The sequence below is a fragment of the Acidicapsa acidisoli genome (genome assembly GCF_025685625.1).
GTDB lineage: Bacteria > Acidobacteriota > Terriglobia > Terriglobales > Acidobacteriaceae > Acidicapsa > Acidicapsa acidisoli.
Window position 1 is genome coordinate 1,035,420 of sequence record NZ_JAGSYI010000001.1, and the last position, 17,403, is coordinate 1,052,822.

Annotated in this window: 17 protein-coding genes; 5 read left to right on the forward strand and 12 right to left on the reverse strand. The window is 56.9% G+C overall.

The window, feature by feature from the left end:
* Nucleotides 1–11: 11 nt before the first annotated feature.
* The gene (locus OHL23_RS04165; RefSeq protein WP_263350509.1) at nucleotides 12–932 is read left to right on the forward strand and encodes a DMT family transporter; all 921 of its coding nucleotides are present in this window, start codon (nucleotides 12–14) and stop codon (nucleotides 930–932) included.
* 199 nt (nucleotides 933–1,131) lie between these two features.
* On the opposite strand, the gene OHL23_RS04170 is transcribed toward OHL23_RS04165, so the two are convergent.
* The 6 genes from OHL23_RS04170 to OHL23_RS04195 form a co-directional block, all read right to left on the reverse strand.
* On the reverse strand, nucleotides 1,132–1,668 hold the full coding sequence (locus tag OHL23_RS04170; RefSeq protein ID WP_263350510.1) for a cupin domain-containing protein: 537 nt from the start codon (nucleotides 1,666–1,668) through the stop codon (nucleotides 1,132–1,134).
* Between the two features lie 250 nt (nucleotides 1,669–1,918).
* Nucleotides 1,919–3,058 (reverse strand): hypothetical protein, encoded by a 1,140-nt coding sequence (locus tag OHL23_RS04175; RefSeq protein ID WP_396127262.1) that lies wholly within the window; start codon nucleotides 3,056–3,058, stop codon nucleotides 1,919–1,921.
* Nucleotides 3,059–3,099: 41 nt separating this feature from the next.
* Nucleotides 3,100–4,938, reverse strand: coding sequence for a Z1 domain-containing protein (locus OHL23_RS04180; protein ID WP_263350512.1), 1,839 nt, complete (start codon nucleotides 4,936–4,938; stop codon nucleotides 3,100–3,102).
* A 584-nt stretch (nucleotides 4,939–5,522) separates the two neighbouring features.
* Nucleotides 5,523–5,963, reverse strand: a complete 441-nt coding sequence (locus OHL23_RS04185; protein WP_263350513.1) for a hypothetical protein — start codon at nucleotides 5,961–5,963, stop codon at nucleotides 5,523–5,525.
* Nucleotides 5,964–6,350: 387 nt separating this feature from the next.
* Entirely contained in the window at nucleotides 6,351–7,496 is a 1,146-nt protein-coding gene (locus OHL23_RS04190; protein ID WP_263350514.1) for a nucleoside hydrolase, read from the reverse strand.
* 56 nt (nucleotides 7,497–7,552) lie between these two features.
* Nucleotides 7,553–7,849 (reverse strand): hypothetical protein, encoded by a 297-nt coding sequence (locus tag OHL23_RS04195; protein WP_263350515.1) that lies wholly within the window; start codon nucleotides 7,847–7,849, stop codon nucleotides 7,553–7,555.
* Nucleotides 7,850–8,032: 183 nt separating this feature from the next.
* Here OHL23_RS04195 and OHL23_RS04200 point away from each other — a divergent pair, with 183 nt between their 5' ends.
* Nucleotides 8,033–8,491 carry a response regulator gene (locus OHL23_RS04200; protein WP_263350516.1) on the forward strand — a complete coding sequence of 153 codons (459 nt, stop codon included), beginning with the start codon at nucleotides 8,033–8,035 and terminating at the stop codon, nucleotides 8,489–8,491.
* A gap of 25 nt (nucleotides 8,492–8,516) precedes the next feature.
* Here the strand turns inward: OHL23_RS04200 and OHL23_RS04205 are convergent, their stop codons facing one another.
* The 5 genes from OHL23_RS04205 to cynS form a co-directional block, all read right to left on the reverse strand.
* Nucleotides 8,517–9,137, reverse strand: a complete 621-nt coding sequence (locus OHL23_RS04205; RefSeq protein WP_263350517.1) for a Jag family protein — start codon at nucleotides 9,135–9,137, stop codon at nucleotides 8,517–8,519.
* An 87-nt stretch (nucleotides 9,138–9,224) separates the two neighbouring features.
* The gene (locus OHL23_RS04210; protein ID WP_263350518.1) at nucleotides 9,225–9,776 is read right to left on the reverse strand and encodes a DUF6580 family putative transport protein; all 552 of its coding nucleotides are present in this window, start codon (nucleotides 9,774–9,776) and stop codon (nucleotides 9,225–9,227) included.
* Nucleotides 9,777–10,126: 350 nt separating this feature from the next.
* Nucleotides 10,127–11,254 carry a metal-dependent hydrolase gene (locus tag OHL23_RS04215; RefSeq protein ID WP_263350519.1) on the reverse strand — a complete coding sequence of 376 codons (1,128 nt, stop codon included), beginning with the start codon at nucleotides 11,252–11,254 and terminating at the stop codon, nucleotides 10,127–10,129.
* A 200-nt stretch (nucleotides 11,255–11,454) separates the two neighbouring features.
* Nucleotides 11,455–13,407 carry an NB-ARC domain-containing protein gene (locus OHL23_RS04220; RefSeq protein WP_263350520.1) on the reverse strand — a complete coding sequence of 651 codons (1,953 nt, stop codon included), beginning with the start codon at nucleotides 13,405–13,407 and terminating at the stop codon, nucleotides 11,455–11,457.
* Nucleotides 13,408–13,735: 328 nt separating this feature from the next.
* Nucleotides 13,736–14,185: a cyanase gene (gene cynS, locus OHL23_RS04225; RefSeq protein WP_263350521.1), complete on the reverse strand. Its 450-nt coding sequence runs from the start codon at nucleotides 14,183–14,185 to the stop codon at nucleotides 13,736–13,738.
* A 140-nt stretch (nucleotides 14,186–14,325) separates the two neighbouring features.
* Here cynS and OHL23_RS04230 point away from each other — a divergent pair, with 140 nt between their 5' ends.
* From OHL23_RS04230 to OHL23_RS04240, 3 genes are all read left to right on the forward strand, one after another.
* Nucleotides 14,326–14,592: a hypothetical protein gene (locus tag OHL23_RS04230; protein WP_263350522.1), complete on the forward strand. Its 267-nt coding sequence runs from the start codon at nucleotides 14,326–14,328 to the stop codon at nucleotides 14,590–14,592.
* Entirely contained in the window at nucleotides 14,592–15,770 is a 1,179-nt protein-coding gene (locus OHL23_RS04235) for a glutathionylspermidine synthase family protein (protein WP_263350523.1), read from the forward strand. The genes OHL23_RS04230 and OHL23_RS04235 overlap by 1 nt, the downstream gene beginning before the upstream one ends.
* 125 nt (nucleotides 15,771–15,895) lie before the next feature.
* Entirely contained in the window at nucleotides 15,896–16,321 is a 426-nt protein-coding gene (locus OHL23_RS04240; RefSeq protein WP_263350524.1) for an ester cyclase, read from the forward strand.
* Nucleotides 16,322–16,442: 121 nt separating this feature from the next.
* On the opposite strand, the gene rbsK is transcribed toward OHL23_RS04240, so the two are convergent.
* Nucleotides 16,443–17,372 (reverse strand): ribokinase, encoded by a 930-nt coding sequence (rbsK, locus tag OHL23_RS04245; protein ID WP_263350525.1) that lies wholly within the window; start codon nucleotides 17,370–17,372, stop codon nucleotides 16,443–16,445.
* Between the last annotated feature and the right edge of the window lie 31 nt (nucleotides 17,373–17,403).

Sequence of the window (17,403 nt, forward strand, 5' to 3'; positions counted from 1 at the left end):
TCTGGAGTGAAATGAAGTCAACAAAGACTGGTCTTTCCGACCCTGCCGTTTCCGACTTGGGAGCAATCGGTTTCGCATTGGCCGGCTTTACATTCTGGGTCTTGGCCGACACTTGCATCAAGCTGGTGGGCCAGTCGGGGCTGCCGCCGTATGAAATGGTGGCGTTTCTGGGCCTGTCCATGGCGATCTTTCTCAGTCTGTACGCAATTTCGCGAAAACAGATACACGTCTTACAACCGAAGCGTCTCGACCGTCAACTGACCCGCGCCTGCCTGGATATGGGGAATAACGTCTGCGTCGTGATCGCCCTGCGGCATCTGACGCTGACTTTGTTCTACATCCTGGTATTTACCGCGCCGATGGTGATTGCGCTTCTATCGGCGGTCTTTCTGCGCGAAGGACTGCCTTTGCGAAAAGGACTAGCGATTGTTATAGGATTTGCTGGAGTTGTGGTCGCAGTGAATCCGTTTGGAAGTGCGCGCGAGGGCGATTGGATCGGCTTTGCGGCTTGCATGGTTTGCGTCGCTTGCTTTTCGGTGAATATGGTCTGGTCGCGGGTTTTGACGCGCACGGAGCATCCGGAAAGCCTGACTTTCTTTTCGGGGGTGGTAACGGCGGCGGCGGGGTTTGCGCTGATGCTGCTGATCCATCGCGAGCCTTTGACGGCGCGGCTGCTGTTGGGATTGTTTGCGATGGGGCTGTTTTGCGCACTGGGGACGCTGTGTTTTTACATCGCGGTGAAGCATACTTCGGCGGCGAATGTTTCGCAGTATCACTACACGCAGCTCATTACCGGGACGCTGCTTTCGTATCTGATCTGGCATAACAAGCCGGGGGTTTTTGTGGTGATGGGTGGGGCGCTGATCTTTGCTTCGGGGTTATATATTGCCGTGGCGGCGCGGGATGTTGTGCCGCTGACTGAGGGGAATTGAGCGGGTTTGCAGTGTTCCACAATTGTTCCACGTGGAACATTGATTGCTGAATTGCGACGGGCTGATTTGGGTTTGTTGGAAGTGGCGTGATTTCAGAGAGTTCGCGTTGCGGAGAATTTTGAGCTTTTGTGCCTTGTTACAGCGAATGGGGATTTTGGTGTTTCGCGTTTTGTGAAACACCCGGCGTACGGACGATCCGCTAACTTTCTATCAGGATTTCGGTTTGGTATTTGGGGGCCAGCGCCAGGGCTTTCTTTATGAATTTGGCCATCTGGTCTTTGTCGAGAGCTGGCGGGGGTGTGGTTCGGCTGGCGACGGGTACTCCGACTTCGAGGAAGAACTTCTCGATTCCGGCGGGGGAACAGATGCAGATCAGGCGGCCCGGCTCGGAGGCGGCGTTGTGGAACTTGTGCGGGGCGTTGGATGGAATGGTGGCTGTGTCGCCTGCGCGGGCGGTGGTTTTTGTGCCGCGGAAGGTTACTTCGATTTCGCCTTCTAGGACAATGAATGTCTCGTCGTAGTTATGGCGGTGCAGGCCGGGTCCGCCGCCGGGAGGGACGTGCATATCGATGACGCTGTAGCGGCCGTTGGTGTCCTCTTCGGAGACGGTGATGGTGTAGGTGTCGCCGACCAGGCCTATGTGTGGCAGCTTTCCCTCACCGAGGCGGCCCAAGGCCAGGTTGCGGCTGAGATCGTCGGGTGGAAGGGGCCGGTATTCCGTTGACTGCTCAGGCATGCTGTTTCTCCCTTGGCTTTGTCGGCTGATTCCTTGTGAGCGCCTTCTGATCCCCTGGCCGACGAATTCGCCGGAACAGATTCAGGCTGATCGCACCTACGGATTCCTTCACGATAGTGAATCAATGCCTGCACGCGATGGTCTTCTTTGCACGCTTCTCAGGCTTTGAGAAGCCCAGGTTTCAAAGGCGAGACCTGGGGCATCCGCATTTCTTATTTGTTCGAACCTAGGCCTCCCGGCCTTTCCCAGGTTATTGCGGTACAAGCTTCAAAATAGTTTCATAGCGCATGCGCTTTGACAGGCTGTTTTTTAAATTCGCTGACGGGACTGGAAGGTATCGCTTCGCCATCGGCAGCGGTCTGTTGAATTGCGAAACGAGCTTAAATTCAGCCAGTCGCGCAGCCGCAACGTTGATATTGGCGTTGGAGATTGAGATTCCTCTCAGGCACGAGTCGCCTACTACGAGCAAAACTTGACCGTCTTCTTTGATAGAGTGCCGGAGCTGTTTCATGAATTGGTATACGTCTCCAGCATATCTCTCAACCATTCCAGCTTCCTTCTGAGTGAGTTGCTCCGTTGTTCCGGCGTCCCTCAATAGCGTGTTGGTCATTATGCCATCGCGCTGGCCCGGAGCGGAGCGTTCGGTTCCGATGCTACCTGACCGAATATCACGAAGACTTTCTACGCTATATCCAAGCCACACCAGAGAGAGTCTATGGCCTCTCAGATAATCGATGGCGTTTAGGTATGGTGGAGACGTGACGACTGCATCGACGGAGTGGGAGGCGATTCGCGATATTTTTCGCGAGTCTCCTCGGCACACTGTCACCTTTCCTTTGAGAGACCGCGAACCAAGACGATTTGCCAGAAGTTGGGCGGACCTTAATAGGCCGCCGTATACGTCGAAATCGTTCCCAAAAAACACCCTGTGAGGTCGGCTGTGAGAAGTATCCCTGGCAACGGACGCTCCACGCTCCTTCGTAACGATCGTTCTGCTCAATGCGACGCGGAGGACATCCGCCATGGGTCCCCTCATCTCTTTAAGTGCGCTGGCAATCCTCCTCAGTTGGGTCGCCTGTTTGGGCTCGAACCAGAAATTCACATATTGTGTTGTTTCTTCAGACGAGTCGATCCAAGGCAATATCGGACTCTTCTTTTGCTTTGCCTTGAGAATGAGGCCTTCTGCGGCACCTTCGATTTTTGAGTCGTCGACTGGTGTAGTCCACACCTTCGACATCAGTACGGCTAGTGGATCAACATCGAAGCCAATTGCCTCATGGCCTGACTCTGCGGCTACCCGCAGGACCGTTCCTGAACCGGCCATCGAATCCAAAATTACGGAACCGGGGCGGAGTGTCTGTAATACGCCGAACACGAGTTCGGGGGCCATCCGCGCCGGAAAAGGATGTATCGTTTTAAGATTCATATGTTTCAACGTGAATTCTTAAGGAAGTTCACAGATCCTGTGTACTTGTAGAAAAGGCGAGCCTTTCCCGCGTTATTGTGGAAGATTTTTACATGGTGTTGAGCATTTGGGAAGCGCCTAGGCTCCAATTGAGACTGGCCAAGAAATCCTTTTGCACGTGAAATCGTCTCTTGGATAGCGTCCGACGAACCCGCAATCGACGAGGACTCATGAATTGCAAGTTCTCCCGAGCTTCCCCTTGCTGTGCCTGCGATAAATTTGATCAGAAACGAAGGAAGTCCCCCTTGTCCGACGAGGTTGTGAAGGCTCTCAAGGGTTGTGATCTCTTCGGGCGCCCCTTTCACCACGGTATCCATTTCTGTCGAAAAATCAAAGAGGCCAAAGCCCATTTCGCCGCTGCTTGTTGAAACTGTTGCGCGGTCTATGCTAGCGTTTGAAACCTGAGAAATTCGGCTGTCTCCAATCCAAACGGGAGAACCAAGCTTAGCCAATATGGTTTCAAGAGACAGCCTGTGGTACACGAAGCAGCGATGCCAGTCTTGATATAACTGGGCTGGGATTGTGAGTTCAAAGTGTTCAAGATACCTTCCACGGGCTCCGAACATGCGCGCCCGTTGGATATAGGTATCCTGCTGGAGTTTTCCTCGAACGTTACGAGTGAAAAACATCGAAAGAAGATTAGGAAATGTGACTCCGCGTGACACGATGTTGCCACCGATAATTACTGTGAAGGGGACGGTCGGCTCGCTTGCTCTGTCGCCAAGTAACTTTCGGTCTCGCTCGCTGTTTAGGACCACGATAGAGGCCCGCGATGCGTTTTCGATAACGTATTCGATGATTGTCCGAACATTCGCCCTTGGATAGAGCGTCGGAGCTGTGGTGCGAATTTGCTCTACCAGGCTGTTGAATTCGCTGTTTTCGTCGTCCATGAGGATGTCGAAGAAGCCCTGCACCGTAGATCTGTCGATTGCGTGATCGCTTTTGTTCCCGCTCGTGTGCATCAACAGGGTGTAGTACTCTTCGGCGCCATTAACGTGTGAGTTTAGGTAACCAACCGTGATTGCGAATCTGATTAGGGCTGAAAATGCTTCGCTCTGGCTGGACTGATTTGAGACATGCCGCAGGCGATAATCAACCGGAGAACTGACCGAAAAGAAGACATCCGGTCCGGTATATGCCGGATGAGCGCGAAATCTGACCCACTTCTCAGTTTCGTTGCGCAGTGTGTTATTGAGATCTAGCCTTGCCGGAGTTGCGGTAACGCCGATGTAAAACCCATTTGCTCCGATCACCTGCTCAACCAGTGCGTTAATCTTAGTTTTCTTGTTCTTATTGACCTTTGAATTCGGCGTCGCGTAATCCGCTTCATCGTCGATAACAACGACTGAGTCACGCCCTTCTAACGACTCGATAAGTTTTCCCAAATCAGTGGCATTCTTCTTGCACAGAACGACCATTTCTTGGGAGAGTGGAACCTTTGCCGATGCGGCGAGTTCGAAGGAGCTTTTTGCAGCGGGGGCGAGCCCGGCTTCCTTGAAGCGGCGAAGATTCTGATTGAGAAGGTCAACGCTGTCGTTCATCAGATGGATGATCGTGCGGTGTCCAGAATCTAGGAGCCTGCCGGTAAGGCAAATCATCATCTCTGTTTTGCCGCTTTGTGGATCACCGTAGATGACCAGCGAACGCTCCTTCGCAGTTTCCAAATTTGCGGACGCTTCTTCTACAGTTTCTTCAATGCACGCTGTAGCAATCTCTTTCCGTTGCAACCGTGCCAGTTGTTTTGCGTAGCGGTCGCGTAATCGAGTTCGATCCTTGAAATTCGCTAATGATTCTTCTGGCGTCATTTAAGTCTCCTCTAATTGATAAGTCCAGACTAACTCTACTGTTGCAAGTTGCTACACGAATGAATGCGGATGGAATCCCAATAGTCAATGGATGGCTTCAGTATGAACCGTCGCTGGCGAAGTCATCAATTCTACAAACGACTTATCAAATTTAGATAGGTCGAGCTCTAGCTGGGTGCGGACTTTTTCAAGCTGGTTGGAACCTGCGGATTCCTTCCGGGAATGATCGACAGAAAAGCAACGGCAACTGCAGGAACAGGGCTAGCTTTTGTGGTTTCCCACCCTTGACGCAAAGTGCGCGTCAAGAATGGGGCACCCGGACGGTGGTGCGATGTAGGTTGGGGATAGGTCGGGCTTTCAGCCCTCTTGTTGGTTGACGGGGATCCTGTCCCAGGCGATGCCCTGGGCTGGGATAGCGGCGCGCCTTTGGCGCTTGGCCGGGCTTAGGAACATTCTCTCGGCGGCTAAAGACGTATTGATTTGTATGACCGTATGGCGTGGATACTGTCTGGGTTAAAACCCAGACCTGCCAGCCACGCCCTTTCAAAACAGTGGGGTTTTCATCGAGCGTGGCCGGGGTTATTTCAGGGCTTGGGGTGGGTGGCTTTGAAGGTGCCATCGTAGGACGAGAAGGACCAGTTGCCGGTGATGGCTTCGGAGTCATCGAGCTGGCCGTCTAACTTCAGTGTCGCGGTTTCGTTGGCTTCTTCGGAGTATGTGTCGAAGGCCATTTGCAGATGACCGTTCTTGTAGGTACCGGTGGCGGGTTTGTTATTCCAGGTGCCGGTGATGTTGCCTTCGGCGTCGACTGAGAACTCGGCGTCAAATTCGCGGTCGCCGCCCTGAGTGTCGAATACGAAGTGCCATTTGCCGTTGATTCGCTGATCCTGCTTATCCTGTTTGTCCGGCTTGGCCTGGTTATCTTGCTTGGCCTGGCTGGCTTGGTTGTCTTGCGCGTGGGCGGGGGTGGACAGGGTGATTGCCGCCAGAGCTGTTGCGAGAACAGCCAAGAGAAGTTTTTTCACGTTTGCTCCTTGAAATTGCAGTCTATCGGGCGATGGTGTGGCATGGCTATCGGATATTGGTTTGCGACAATGGCAGTTTGAAGAAAAGCCAACCCTCAGGGGCTAAAGTGTGTGCGTGAGAACTCGGGCCAGAGACATAAAGGACATAAAGATCGATGCGAAACGGCCCGTGGCTAAAGCCACTCCCATGTTTTGCGCTAAATTCAGCAGCCTAAAGGCTGCTGCTCCCTCCGATTCGCATACCCAAGTATTATGCCGAAATGAGTTCTCACGCGGACATTGAGGCCCGTACCCTTCAATTCTCCCCTTCAACCCGCTTTGAACTGACTCATTCCGTGGTTTGTTTATAAGACAGATCGAGCGCATGACTAGAGTTATGAGCGGCAGTTATGGCTTTTGGGGCGGCGCGGTCATTAACTCGATGAACATCTTTTGAAATCTGGGCAGGTCGAGGTCGAGCTGGGCATGGACGTGTTGCAGGTCTGTCTGCGGGCGGAAGTCGTCGGTCCACGTGAGGGTGTTTCCGTAGTTGGGGCCGTGGTTGATGTCTACGTCCATGTAAACGTATTTTTCGTGGGTGATGAGGGTGGGGTCGAGCCAGGCTGCGGCGGTGATCTCGTCCCACATGTAGTAGCGCTCCTGGGAGTATTTGGCGATGTACTGAGCCGCGGGATTGGACGACTTGCTGATGGCGTCGATCATGGCCGGGGTGAAGAGGGCTTTGATGGAGATGTCGACCGTGGTTACGTCGATGCGGGGCCAGTGGGCGCGCAGGGTGATGTGCGCTGCTTCGGGGTCGAACCAGAAGTTGAATTCGTGGCGTGGGTTCTCGGCGTATTCGGGGTCGGTGGTCTGGGGGTTGAGGCTGCCGCCCATGAGGATGATGCCCTGGGTGAGCGGGGCGAATTCGGGGTCGATGCTGAGGGCCAGGGCGATGTTGGTGAGCGGGCCGGCGGCGTAGATGGTGACCTGATGCGGGTGAGCGTGGACCTGACGGATGAGGAAGTGGACGGCGTCTTCTTCGATGGCGTGGGTGTGGGGCGCGCCTTCGGGCATGGGCGGGATTTCGTAGGGACCGTGGGTTTTCTGATAGATGACGGAGGCATGGGGCTTTTCGCCGTGGATGGAGTTGTCGGCTGATTGGACGAGGTTGGTTGGGCCTCCGCCCCAGGCGCCTAGCCAGTCGACGTTGCCGACGAGCGGGGCTTCGAGGCTTGTCTCCTGCTGGTTGCGGACGAGCGGGTAGATGGCTCCCATGGCGACGGGGACGTCGGTGCGGCCGATGAGTTCCAACATGCGGAGGGTGTGCTGGGTTTCTTCGTCGCGCCAGGCGTTGCCGGTGACCATGGTGATGCCGAGGACCTGGACCTGCGGGGACTGGAGCAGGGTCATCATGGCCATCTGGTTGGAGCCGCCAGGACCGGAGCCGTCCTGGTCGATGAGGACCATTTTGCGGGGTGCGACTGAGTGGTTTTGAGCCGAGGCGGACGGGATCAGGCAGAGAAGCAGAAGGAGGGCTGAGAGCGGGCGCATGGGCGGTATTGTTGCATACCATGGCCCGCAGATGACGGTTGCCCTGGGAATTTGTCCTATGTGAGATTGCTTTCGGGTTTCCAGACGTAGAGATAATCTTCGTCGCTCGAAGTTACGATTTCGATCCCTCTTGAACGGGTTGCACGGCTCAGGGCAGAACGGATGTTCTCTTTTGAGTCGGGCAGGGCCGAGAGAGGAACCTTGAGTGCTGAGCCGTGCTCTAACTGGGCGATGTCGTTCAGCAGCAGTTCGACGATTTGTTTGTGCTTGCCATCGCGGCCTTTTGGGACGTCGGCTTGCAACATGGATTCAAACATCATTGGGGTCCGTTTTGGGTCTTGGTTGGTTGCCATAGCGTCTCCTCTCACGCAATCGGCGCGTAAACGTGATGCTAACGTGATACAAACATAACATGCCCGTGGAAAGTTCATCAAGATTTTTTGGCGAGGAGCTGGCGTTTACGTACAACTAAAAGATTTTTAAAGAGTTAACCCGTATTTTGGATTCGCTGCTAGGCTCGAAGCAAGGTGAACTATATGTCCAAAGTAATGAATTTCGAAACCGTTCCACTGGCTGAGCTGGCTTCGAAAGGCATCACGGCTCGGGTTGATCGACCGAAGCCTATTGTTCTGGTCGTGGACGATGAGCGTGTGATTGCCGACACGCTTGCGGCGATTCTTGGACGAAGCGGCTTTGCAGCTCTGGCTGCTTATCAGGGATTTAACGCGCTTGAAATTGCGCTTGCGAATCGCCCTGATCTACTGCTGACTGACGTTGCGATGCCGGGGATGAATGGTATCGAACTGGCAATTGCGGTGAGGAAGGCAGTTCCGGAATGCAGGGTGCTTTTGTTTTCCGGACAGGCCACGACAGCGGGTTTGCTTGCGCAGGCCCATGAAGCGGGGCACGACTTTACGACTCTCCAGAAGCCTCTTCATCCGACAGAGCTGCTGGCTCGCATCTCCGAGACTTTGGAAGTTCCAACCACAATATAGAAGTAGGCTTGCGCGAATTCCGGCGTCAGCGCCGGTAGCCGCTGTCGCGCCTGGGACGGTCGCCGCGACCTCGGTCGTTGCGGTTTCCGCGGTCGCTGCCATAGCCGGAGCGGCTGGGCATGGTGGGGATGGGCGCGGGCAGGTGGGTCTTGCCCTTGGGGTAGACGACGAGGTAGCGCTCCTGGCCTTCGCCGACGGAGGCGGATTCGACATCTTCCATGTTCTTGAAAGCGAGATGGAGCATGCGGCGTTCGCGGGAGTTGGACGGCGGGAAGCTGAAAGGCTGGCCTGATTGGCGAACGCGTTCGGCGGCGGTTTCGGCGGAGAGCTGAATCTCCTGAGCGCGGAGGGCTTTGAAGTTGAGCGCGTCGAAGCTGACGAGGTCGTGTTCGCGGACGTCGAGGCGGAGGATCTGGATCGCGATGTGCTCGAGGGAGCGGAGGAGTTCGCCGCCGCGCTGGGTGAGCAACGGAGCGTCGGGGCCGGCGAGCTCTACGTTGAGGACCTGTGCGCCGCCGGTTTCGGCGCTCTCTGGCGGGGCGCTGGCGCTGATGCGGTATTTCAGGCGCAATCCGCCTAAGTGGATGACCGAATTGAGGAAGTTCGCGATTTGTTTGGCGGATTGTTGCAGGTCGGCGATTGGCATGACAAACAAGTATCGCAAATTGGAGCGCGGAACGGGAATTGCGGCTTGATAGCCGGGTTCTTTGCGTCGACAGAACCCGGCTGGATGCTAGAGGATTTGGCGGCTGGGGGCGGTTTCGCGGCTTGCGAGGTAGCGGCGGACGGCGACAGGAACTCCAAAGGCGAGGGTGAGAATCAGGCCGGTGGAGAGAAGATCGCGGCCGTAGAAGGGCAGTCCGGCGGCGAGACAGGTGAGCAGGCCAGTGAATGTGGGCGCGTACATGCCGCCTGGGTTGTGCGCTCCAGCCCAGACGGCGTAGTTCGATGCGAGGAAGAAGGACGTGGGGCCGATGATCGCTGCGGAGGCTACTCGCAGGACGGAGACGTGGCGGGCGAGCAGGATGCTGCCCAGCACGATGGCGGCGGCGTTCCAGGCCCAGGTGACGAGGTAGGACTGCCAGATGAAGTCGTAGCCGTAGACGTGCGTGGTGAGGTAGTAGTCGACTCCGGCGAATGCGGCGACGGGCAAGAAGATTTCACGCCAGTTGCGGCGCGCGCCGAAGTAGAGCAGCGAGCCACCGACGGCGGTGAATCCGTACCATCCGGCGTGGGGAATGACGCGGCTCAGAAGAGCGGCAAGCAACAGCAGATATGCGGGCATGAATACCTCAGGAAAATTGATTGAACTGGTTGATTGGATGGGCTTCAGAAAAGCCGGAACGCTCTATTCATTCTGAGGAGCATTTGGGGATGGGTCAACTGAAAGCTGTTGACGGGATGAAATTATGCTGAATTGGCGTTAAAACTGCGCTCCGATTTCCTGCCCTTAGTCATTTTCATCATTTTCATCATGGCAAGTAATCCTACGCAGCAAGTATGAGGGACGAGGTGCTGGATAACGGCCCAGGGCTAAAGCCCATTTCTTATCGCCCCCATCTTCAAGGGCCTGAAGGCCCCTGCTCCCTCCGACTGGAGGAATACGCATTTGTGCTGTTGGGAGACTTGTCTTGATCATTTTTGTTCCTGGCCACCGAGAAACTGGCCGGCGTCTTCTTTGCCGTCTACGATGTAGACCCAGCCGGAGAGTGGGGATTGGCCGAGGATCTCGTCGAGCCGATCGTTGGAGGCGCCGATCATGCTGGTGTTTCGCCAGGAGTATGCAAAGCGGAGGTCGCTGAAGTCGACGGTGGTCCAGGCGCGGGATGGCGGGAGATCGGGAGCCGGATGACCGGAGACGGATCTCCGGCCGAGGTCGCGGACGACCGGCCACTGGGACCAGTCGAGATAGACCTGACCGAGGCGGGTGCGTTTGGCGGCTTCGATGGCGGGGGTGTCCTGCGGCTTGAAGAGCGAGTCGACGCGGGAGTCGCTGACGACCTGGCCGGAGCGGGTGTCGACTTCCGCGGTTTGCCAGGTGGTCTCGGTTTCGAGCAGGGCGTGCCAGCGCCAGGGGTTGATGGGGTAGGGTTCGAGGGCGATGCGGCGGATAGGGGTTGGCGTGACCTGGGCTGCTTCGACGAGGTTGCGGGCGGCGGCGTGCTCGGCCCAGCGCCAACACCAGAGGATGACCATGCCGGAGAGTGCGGCGATGGCCCAGCCACGTCCGCGAAAACGGGTGCGGCGTGCGCCTACTTCGCGATCGGCGAGGCCGAGAATTGCCGGGACGATGAGGGCTGCGAGAAGAAGCGCCCAGAGCACCGGCTCGGCGATGAAGACGAGATCGCCGGAGTACCAGCGGGGGTTGAAGGGAAAGAATGGGCGCAGGCCGTAGTTGTTGGTCCAGTCGAGGAGCAGGTGACTGAGATCCGCAATGAAGGCTGCTGCGTAGACCCATAGCCAGCGGATGGGCTGACGTTCTCTGAGGTTTCTGCTACGAGACTGGAAGATGCGATTCAGGAGCCAGTCAATGAACCAGACGAAGCCGGTGATGGCGAGCGCCATGACAGGGGCCGCGACGAAGGTATGAGTGATGCCGCGATGGTGTTCGAGGCCGGCGACGGGCCCGCTGTAGGGCCAGAGGACGTCCATATCGGGCGCTTCGGCAGCGAGGGTGGCTGCGAGGGTGGCGTAGGCAGTGCGGCGGTTGAGCCCGGCGCGTCCGATGCAGGCTCCGGTGAGGAAGTGGGTGACTGGCTCCATAAGTGACCTATTCTAGGTCATTCTGGGCTTGAGGGCTGGCGGTCGACGCAGGTGTTGTGGTCGTCAGCGTTAGCGTAGGCAGGACGAGCTAAAAAGTTGTCCCTCTGACTCATTCTTGGACACATGCGCGTTTCTCGGTACCTATCTTGAATTCTTCACGGAAACAATTCTCGATGAGTGATTTGCCTGAATGCATCTTCCTACTGTTGAAGTTTCTGCCTGATCCTTTCGCACGCTTGCGCCGCCATATTCACGTGGATGATGCCCTCGCTCGTGACAACCCGTTCGATGACATCCTTGTTGTCACAGAGAGCCTCCAATGCTGGCAGCGCCCGTGGATCGCCGATCCATTCCAGAGCGCGTATGGCATCGCACAATCCGACGAGACGCATTGTGTGAAGGGTGCCGAGAAGCGGTACGACCGCCGGCTCTCCTATCAAAGCAAGAGCGTTTGCGGCTTCGAGAGTTGTCTCAAAGTTGCATTCTTGAAGCACTTCAATCAGCCCACGGATCGCCCGTGGATCGCGAAGGGGTGCAAGCGCGCGCAGTGCCGCGAGCCGAACATCTATGTCATCGTCATTGGTCGCGGCTCGCAGGAGACCGAGAAGAGCAGAACGGTCCTTTATGAAACCGAGGGCTTGGGCGGCCAAAATACGGACGATCCAGTCATCGTCCTCTTTGAGTGCGTGGACCAAGCTATCTGCCAAAGCGGGGAACAGTTCCGGCGCAGCTTCCAACCTCTCGACGGCATAGTCATCCAGCAAGTCGTGTCGGCTCAACCGATCTTCGTTTATCTCGATGAGCGCGCGGGACGCGAACGCTCTCCCGACGTCCTTGCATCGATTTTCGGTCAGCCTCACATCGAGGCTCCGCCACAACTGCATCACCAAGCGGAAGGGTATTCGACTACCTTTGGCAAAAACGCCGAGGGTGTAGTACAATGTTTGATCCTCTCTCGGGAGCCGGTCCAGGCTCACATCGAAACAGATCTTCAGATTGGTCTGAGGATCTTTCGAGTAGCGATCTAACCTTATCTCGGACACCCGCTGTACTTCGGCAAGCCAGTCCATTCCCGAAACGTCCTGCGAAAGAACAGCTCCGGCGATCTTGAGGGCCAGCGGAAGGTATGCGACGCGCTTTGCAACGAGCCCGAACGCCGGGTCCTCTCGTCCTGCCCACCTCTTCAAGAGTTCTACCGACTGCCCCTCTGTTAAACATTCCAAAGAGAGCACCTTAGCTGCCCACTGGAGGCCGACGGACCGGTCTCGCGTCGTAAATAGGATTCGAACACGGGGAGCGCTCCACTCGCCAGTCCGGAAAGTTTCAAGCTGTTTGGCTTCCACAACATCATCCAACACCAGGAGCGTCGCTTTTTGTTCCAGCAAGTTGCGCAACCGGCTTGAGCCCGAAGCCAGAGTCTCGTAAGCTGATTCCCGATCACCAAGAGCCCTCCCAGCTTCTCGCACTTGCTCCAGGAGATTGGCCTCGTTGATCCCCAGCCAAATGATCCCGTCGGGAAACGCATCTTGAATTACACGGTCATGACAGATTTCTTGGGCAAGTACGGTCTTGCCAAGGCCTCCCATCCCATGTATGCCGACGATTCGCATCTCTGGGCCTTCGCCTGTAAGGAGTTGGCGCATCTTCGTCACCTCCTCAGGGCGCGCGACGAAGTTCGGCGGAAGCGGCGGGACCGTGGAGCGAGTGACACGATACTCCAGTCGCAGAACCACGCTCGCACCTCCGCGAACGTCTTCGAGCAGGAGCTTGAACTGTGCGGCATAGGAGTTTGCACCGCTGAAGTCGCGGTACTGTTTTGCTTCGAGATACAGTGGAATATCGCTGCCCAAGCGGGCAAGCAGGGGAATAACCCGTTTCCCCTTGCGAAGTGAGCGGAGCTGCTCTGCGCGGCAAATCTCAGAGGCATTACATCCCGGGGTCACCAAGGCCAGGACCACGTGGGATTTGTCGATGGCGCGCTCGATTTCGGTCGTCCATGAAGCGCCACCCGCGAGGCGCTGCTTGTCTAGCCAGGCGTCGAAGCCTTCCGCCTGGAGGTCCCGCTGGAGGCGCTGAGCCAAGTCCGCGCCGTCCTTGCGAGCATATGAGATGAAGATGCCGGCTTTGCGCTGCACAGCCATCCGTGGTGTCAATCTATCATCTTTGATTCTCAGTCGCTTGACGACGCGATAGTGGGAGCTCCCGGTACAGCGTTTTTGGCTCACTCGGAGGGACGCCCAAGACACTTTTGGCGAGTGGTCGTTCACTCAGAAGTTGGTCCATACCTCGGATTACTCCCGCCTTGTCGGCATGTCGGAAGGAATTATCGAGGCACTGGAGTAGTTTTGGGCGTATCACCGGCAAACCGGACGTAGTTCTCAAGTTAGCGCCTGTTGGTTTTGTGGTCTCCCACCCTTTGTGCAAACTACGCACAAAGGATGGGGCACCCGAGTTCTTGCTGAGACTTAAATCGAATAACTCTTAATAGCACTTGTAAGGCAGGAATTTGCCGCTCATCTCGATTTTGACGCGGTCGCCTTTGGGGTCGGGTTCGCGGGCGATGGACATGTTGAAGTCGATGGCGCTCATGATGCCGTCGCCGAATTCCTCTTCGATTAGGGCTTTCCACGTTGTGCCGTAGTTCTGGACGAGTTCGTAAAAGCGATAGATGAGCGGATCGGTGGGCGGCATGACGGAGCCTGCTCCGCGCATTGGAGGTTCGGTGAGGAGCGCTGCGTCGGCGTCGTCCAGATCGAGGACGGCGGCTGCTTTCTGGGCTTCTTCGGCGGTGAGTGGGAACTGGCCGAGCAGGGCGGCCGTGTACATAACTGCTGAACCGCTGCCGAGGGCGGGAGCAATGGTGGACCACTTGAGCTTAAGCCGCCGTTTTGCTGCAAGGATCTTTTCTGTGAGTTGCTCTCGCGCTGTCATGGTTCCCCTCTGTTGTGACTCTCGATCTTGAATATATCAATGGTCAATCCATGATCAGTTCATTGTTCCCGGGAACTTTTCAGAAAGGGAGTTGCGTTGTGATTCAGGTGAAATTCTGGCAGGATGGCTTACGAGCTCCGATGCGAAAATCCAGGGATGTTCCTCTTACTTTGCTGGCCGCTGCAGCGCTGGCTTCGGTTGGCTGTCACAATGGGCCGCGCCGGTGCGTGGATGCGCAGAATCATCTTATGCCGGATTCGTATTGCGACGAGAAACACGGCTCGGGTGCTCATTTCGTCTATGGCGGCTCGAGTGGCGGCCATGTTGGAGATATGGTTGTAGGCGCGAGTGAATCGGGCGTAAGCTTTGGCGGATTTGGCCACGGCGGCGGGGATGGCGGCGAATAATGCGGCGGCACAGGATTGAACCGCGACGTAATTGGCGAAAGTGCGTGGAGCAGGTGGGATTAACTTACCACTCGCTAGAGGACGGCACTCCGTATTGGGATGAGTCGGCTTATTGGGAGTTTTCTTCGGCCGAGATCGACAGGCTTGAGGCGGCTACGGCTGAGATTCAGCGGTTAACGCTGGCTGCGGGAGATGTGATTCTTGAGCGCGACTGGCTGGGCAGGATGGGGATTCCGGCCAGGGTTGCCGGGCTGATCCGGGAGACATGGCAGAGTGAGCCTCCGGCGCTGTATGGACGGCTCGATCTGGCCTATGACGGACGCAATATCAAGCTGCTCGAATACAACGCCGACACGCCGACCGCGCTGGTGGAAGCTGCGGTCGCACAGTGGTATTGGCTGGAAGAGCGATTTCCGAAGGATGACCAGTTCAATTCTCTGCATGAGAAGCTGGTGGCGAAGTGGAAGGATCTGGGGCCGTATGTCTCCGAGCCTGTGTTCTTCGGCCACGATGGCAGCGAAGAAGACTCGATGACGATTGCTTACCTGCGCGATACGGCGCAACAGGCAGGGCTGAGGACGGCGGCGCTGGCGATGCGCGAGGTCGGATGGGAAAGTGCTCAGGAGAGATTCGTGGCGCCGGGGCGGCATCCAATTGGGACGATTTTCAAGCTGTATCCGTGGGAATGGTTGCTGGAGGATGCTTTTGGCGAGCACGCGCTGGCGACGATGAACGCAAGGCAGCAGAAACCGGTTCCGGGGAAGGTGCCGTGGATAGAGCCGGTGTGGAAGATGATGTGGTCGAATAAGGCGCTGCTGGCGATTCTGTGGGAGCTGAATCCGAACCATGAGTTGCTGCTTCCGGCGTACCTGGATGGTCCGCGCAATATGCAGAACTATCTTCGAAAGCCGCTGTTTGGGCGCGAGGGAGCGGGAATCACGGTCTTTCGCAACTGGGCGGAAGATGAGGGTGCTGTGGCGGCGAACGCGCTGGATGCCAAGGCTGCATCGGGGAAATTTGTGTATCAGGCGATGGCTTCGATGGCGCAGGGGGATGGCAAGACGGCTGTCCTCGGAAGCTGGTTGGTGGATGGAGAGCCCGCGGGGATGGGGATTCGCGAGTCGGATGGGTTGGTGACGACGAATACCAGCCAGTTTGTGCCTCATTTGTTTCGGTAAGGCGGATACCGCGCTGCAAGTTTTTGTGGTTCCAACCCTTTTCGCGGAGTATGCGAAAAGGATTGGGCACCCGTCAGGACGGCACGCGGCTATACTCTTGAGCTGAGAATCCAAAGGAGAAGAGAATGACGCGGGACAATGCCACGATCGTCCGGAGCTTTGCGGATGAAGTGATCACACAAGGGAACATCGAAGCCGCAGCGCAATATGTCTGGGAAGACGTGATTGAGCAGGTTCCACTGCCTGGGCAAGGTCCCGGACTCGAGGGTCTCAAAGACATCCTTCGCGCCATGCGCGCCGGCTTTCCCGACCTGGTCTTCTCCATCCTGGAACAAATCACAGAACACGATAAAGTCGCCAGCCGCTTCGAATGGACCGGTACGCACCGTGGTGAATTTCTCGGCATTCCCGCAACAGGACGTTTTGTTCGCGTCTGGGGGATTGTCATTGACCGCCTGGAGGATGGCCGTATCAAGGACACCCGCATCCTCATGGATACCCTCGGCCTGATGGGCCAACTCGGCGTCCTGCCTTCTCCGGGCACACCTTGAAGCACAGATCATCACGAACGTGCTTCGGTCACGATGACAAGGCCCTATGCATTGGAGCTTTTCTTCCGGGGGCTGAAGCCCCCGGCTCTCTCCGAGATTTTTAATGGACTGCTGGCGAGTTCTATGCGTCGCCCAGCATCTGGTGGACTTCCTGTAACGTCGCCATGGAGGATTGGGCGCCTTTGCGGGTTACGGAGATGGCGGCGGCGGCGGATGCGAACATGGCGGCTTCGAGGCGGGACTGGCCCATCGTGATGGCTGCGGCGAAGGCTCCGTTGAAAGCGTCGCCTGCTGCGGTTGAGTCCACGGCTTGCACGTGGAAGGGCTGGATGCGCATTTCGCTGCCGGAGGGATCGGCGAGAAATGCGCCCTTTGAGCCGAGCTTGAGGACAACGCCCTTTATGCCTTTGGCTTGCAGCTCCTGGGCGGAAATGGCGAGGTTTTTCTCGGTTTCGCCGATATAAAACGCGGTTTCGGTTTCGTTGGGTGTGAACCAGGCGACTTGACGGAAGAGCTCTTCGGGCAGTTCGCGGGCGGGTGCGGGATCGAGGATGAGCGGGACGCCGGCGTTGGTGCAAAGCGTGGCGAGATGGACTACGGTTTCGAGCGGAATTTCCAACTGAGCCAGGACGAGGCCGGCTTTGCGGATCTTTTCGGAATGCTGATCGAGGAAGGCCGGGGTGACCTGGGTGTTGGCGCCGGGGATGACGACGATGCTGTTTTCGCCGGTGGCGGAGACGGTGATGAGAGCGACGCCTGACGATCCGGGCGCGGTGCCGACTGAGCTGGTGTCTACTCCTGCCTTGTTGAGGCCGTCGCGGAGCTGCTTGCCGATGTCGTCGGAGCCGACTTGGCCGATCATCTGAACCTGAAGGCCGGAGGGCACTCCGAGGCGAGCGGCGGCGACGGCCTGATTGGCTCCTTTTCCGCCGGGATGGTTCTGGAAGTCGGTGCCGAGGATGGTTTCGCCGGCCGCGGGGATGTGCGCGGCAGTGACGACTAGGTCCATATTGATGCTGCCGACGACGACGATTGGTTTCTTTTCTGCCATGGGATGGATGAATCCTCCTGCGATGATTGGG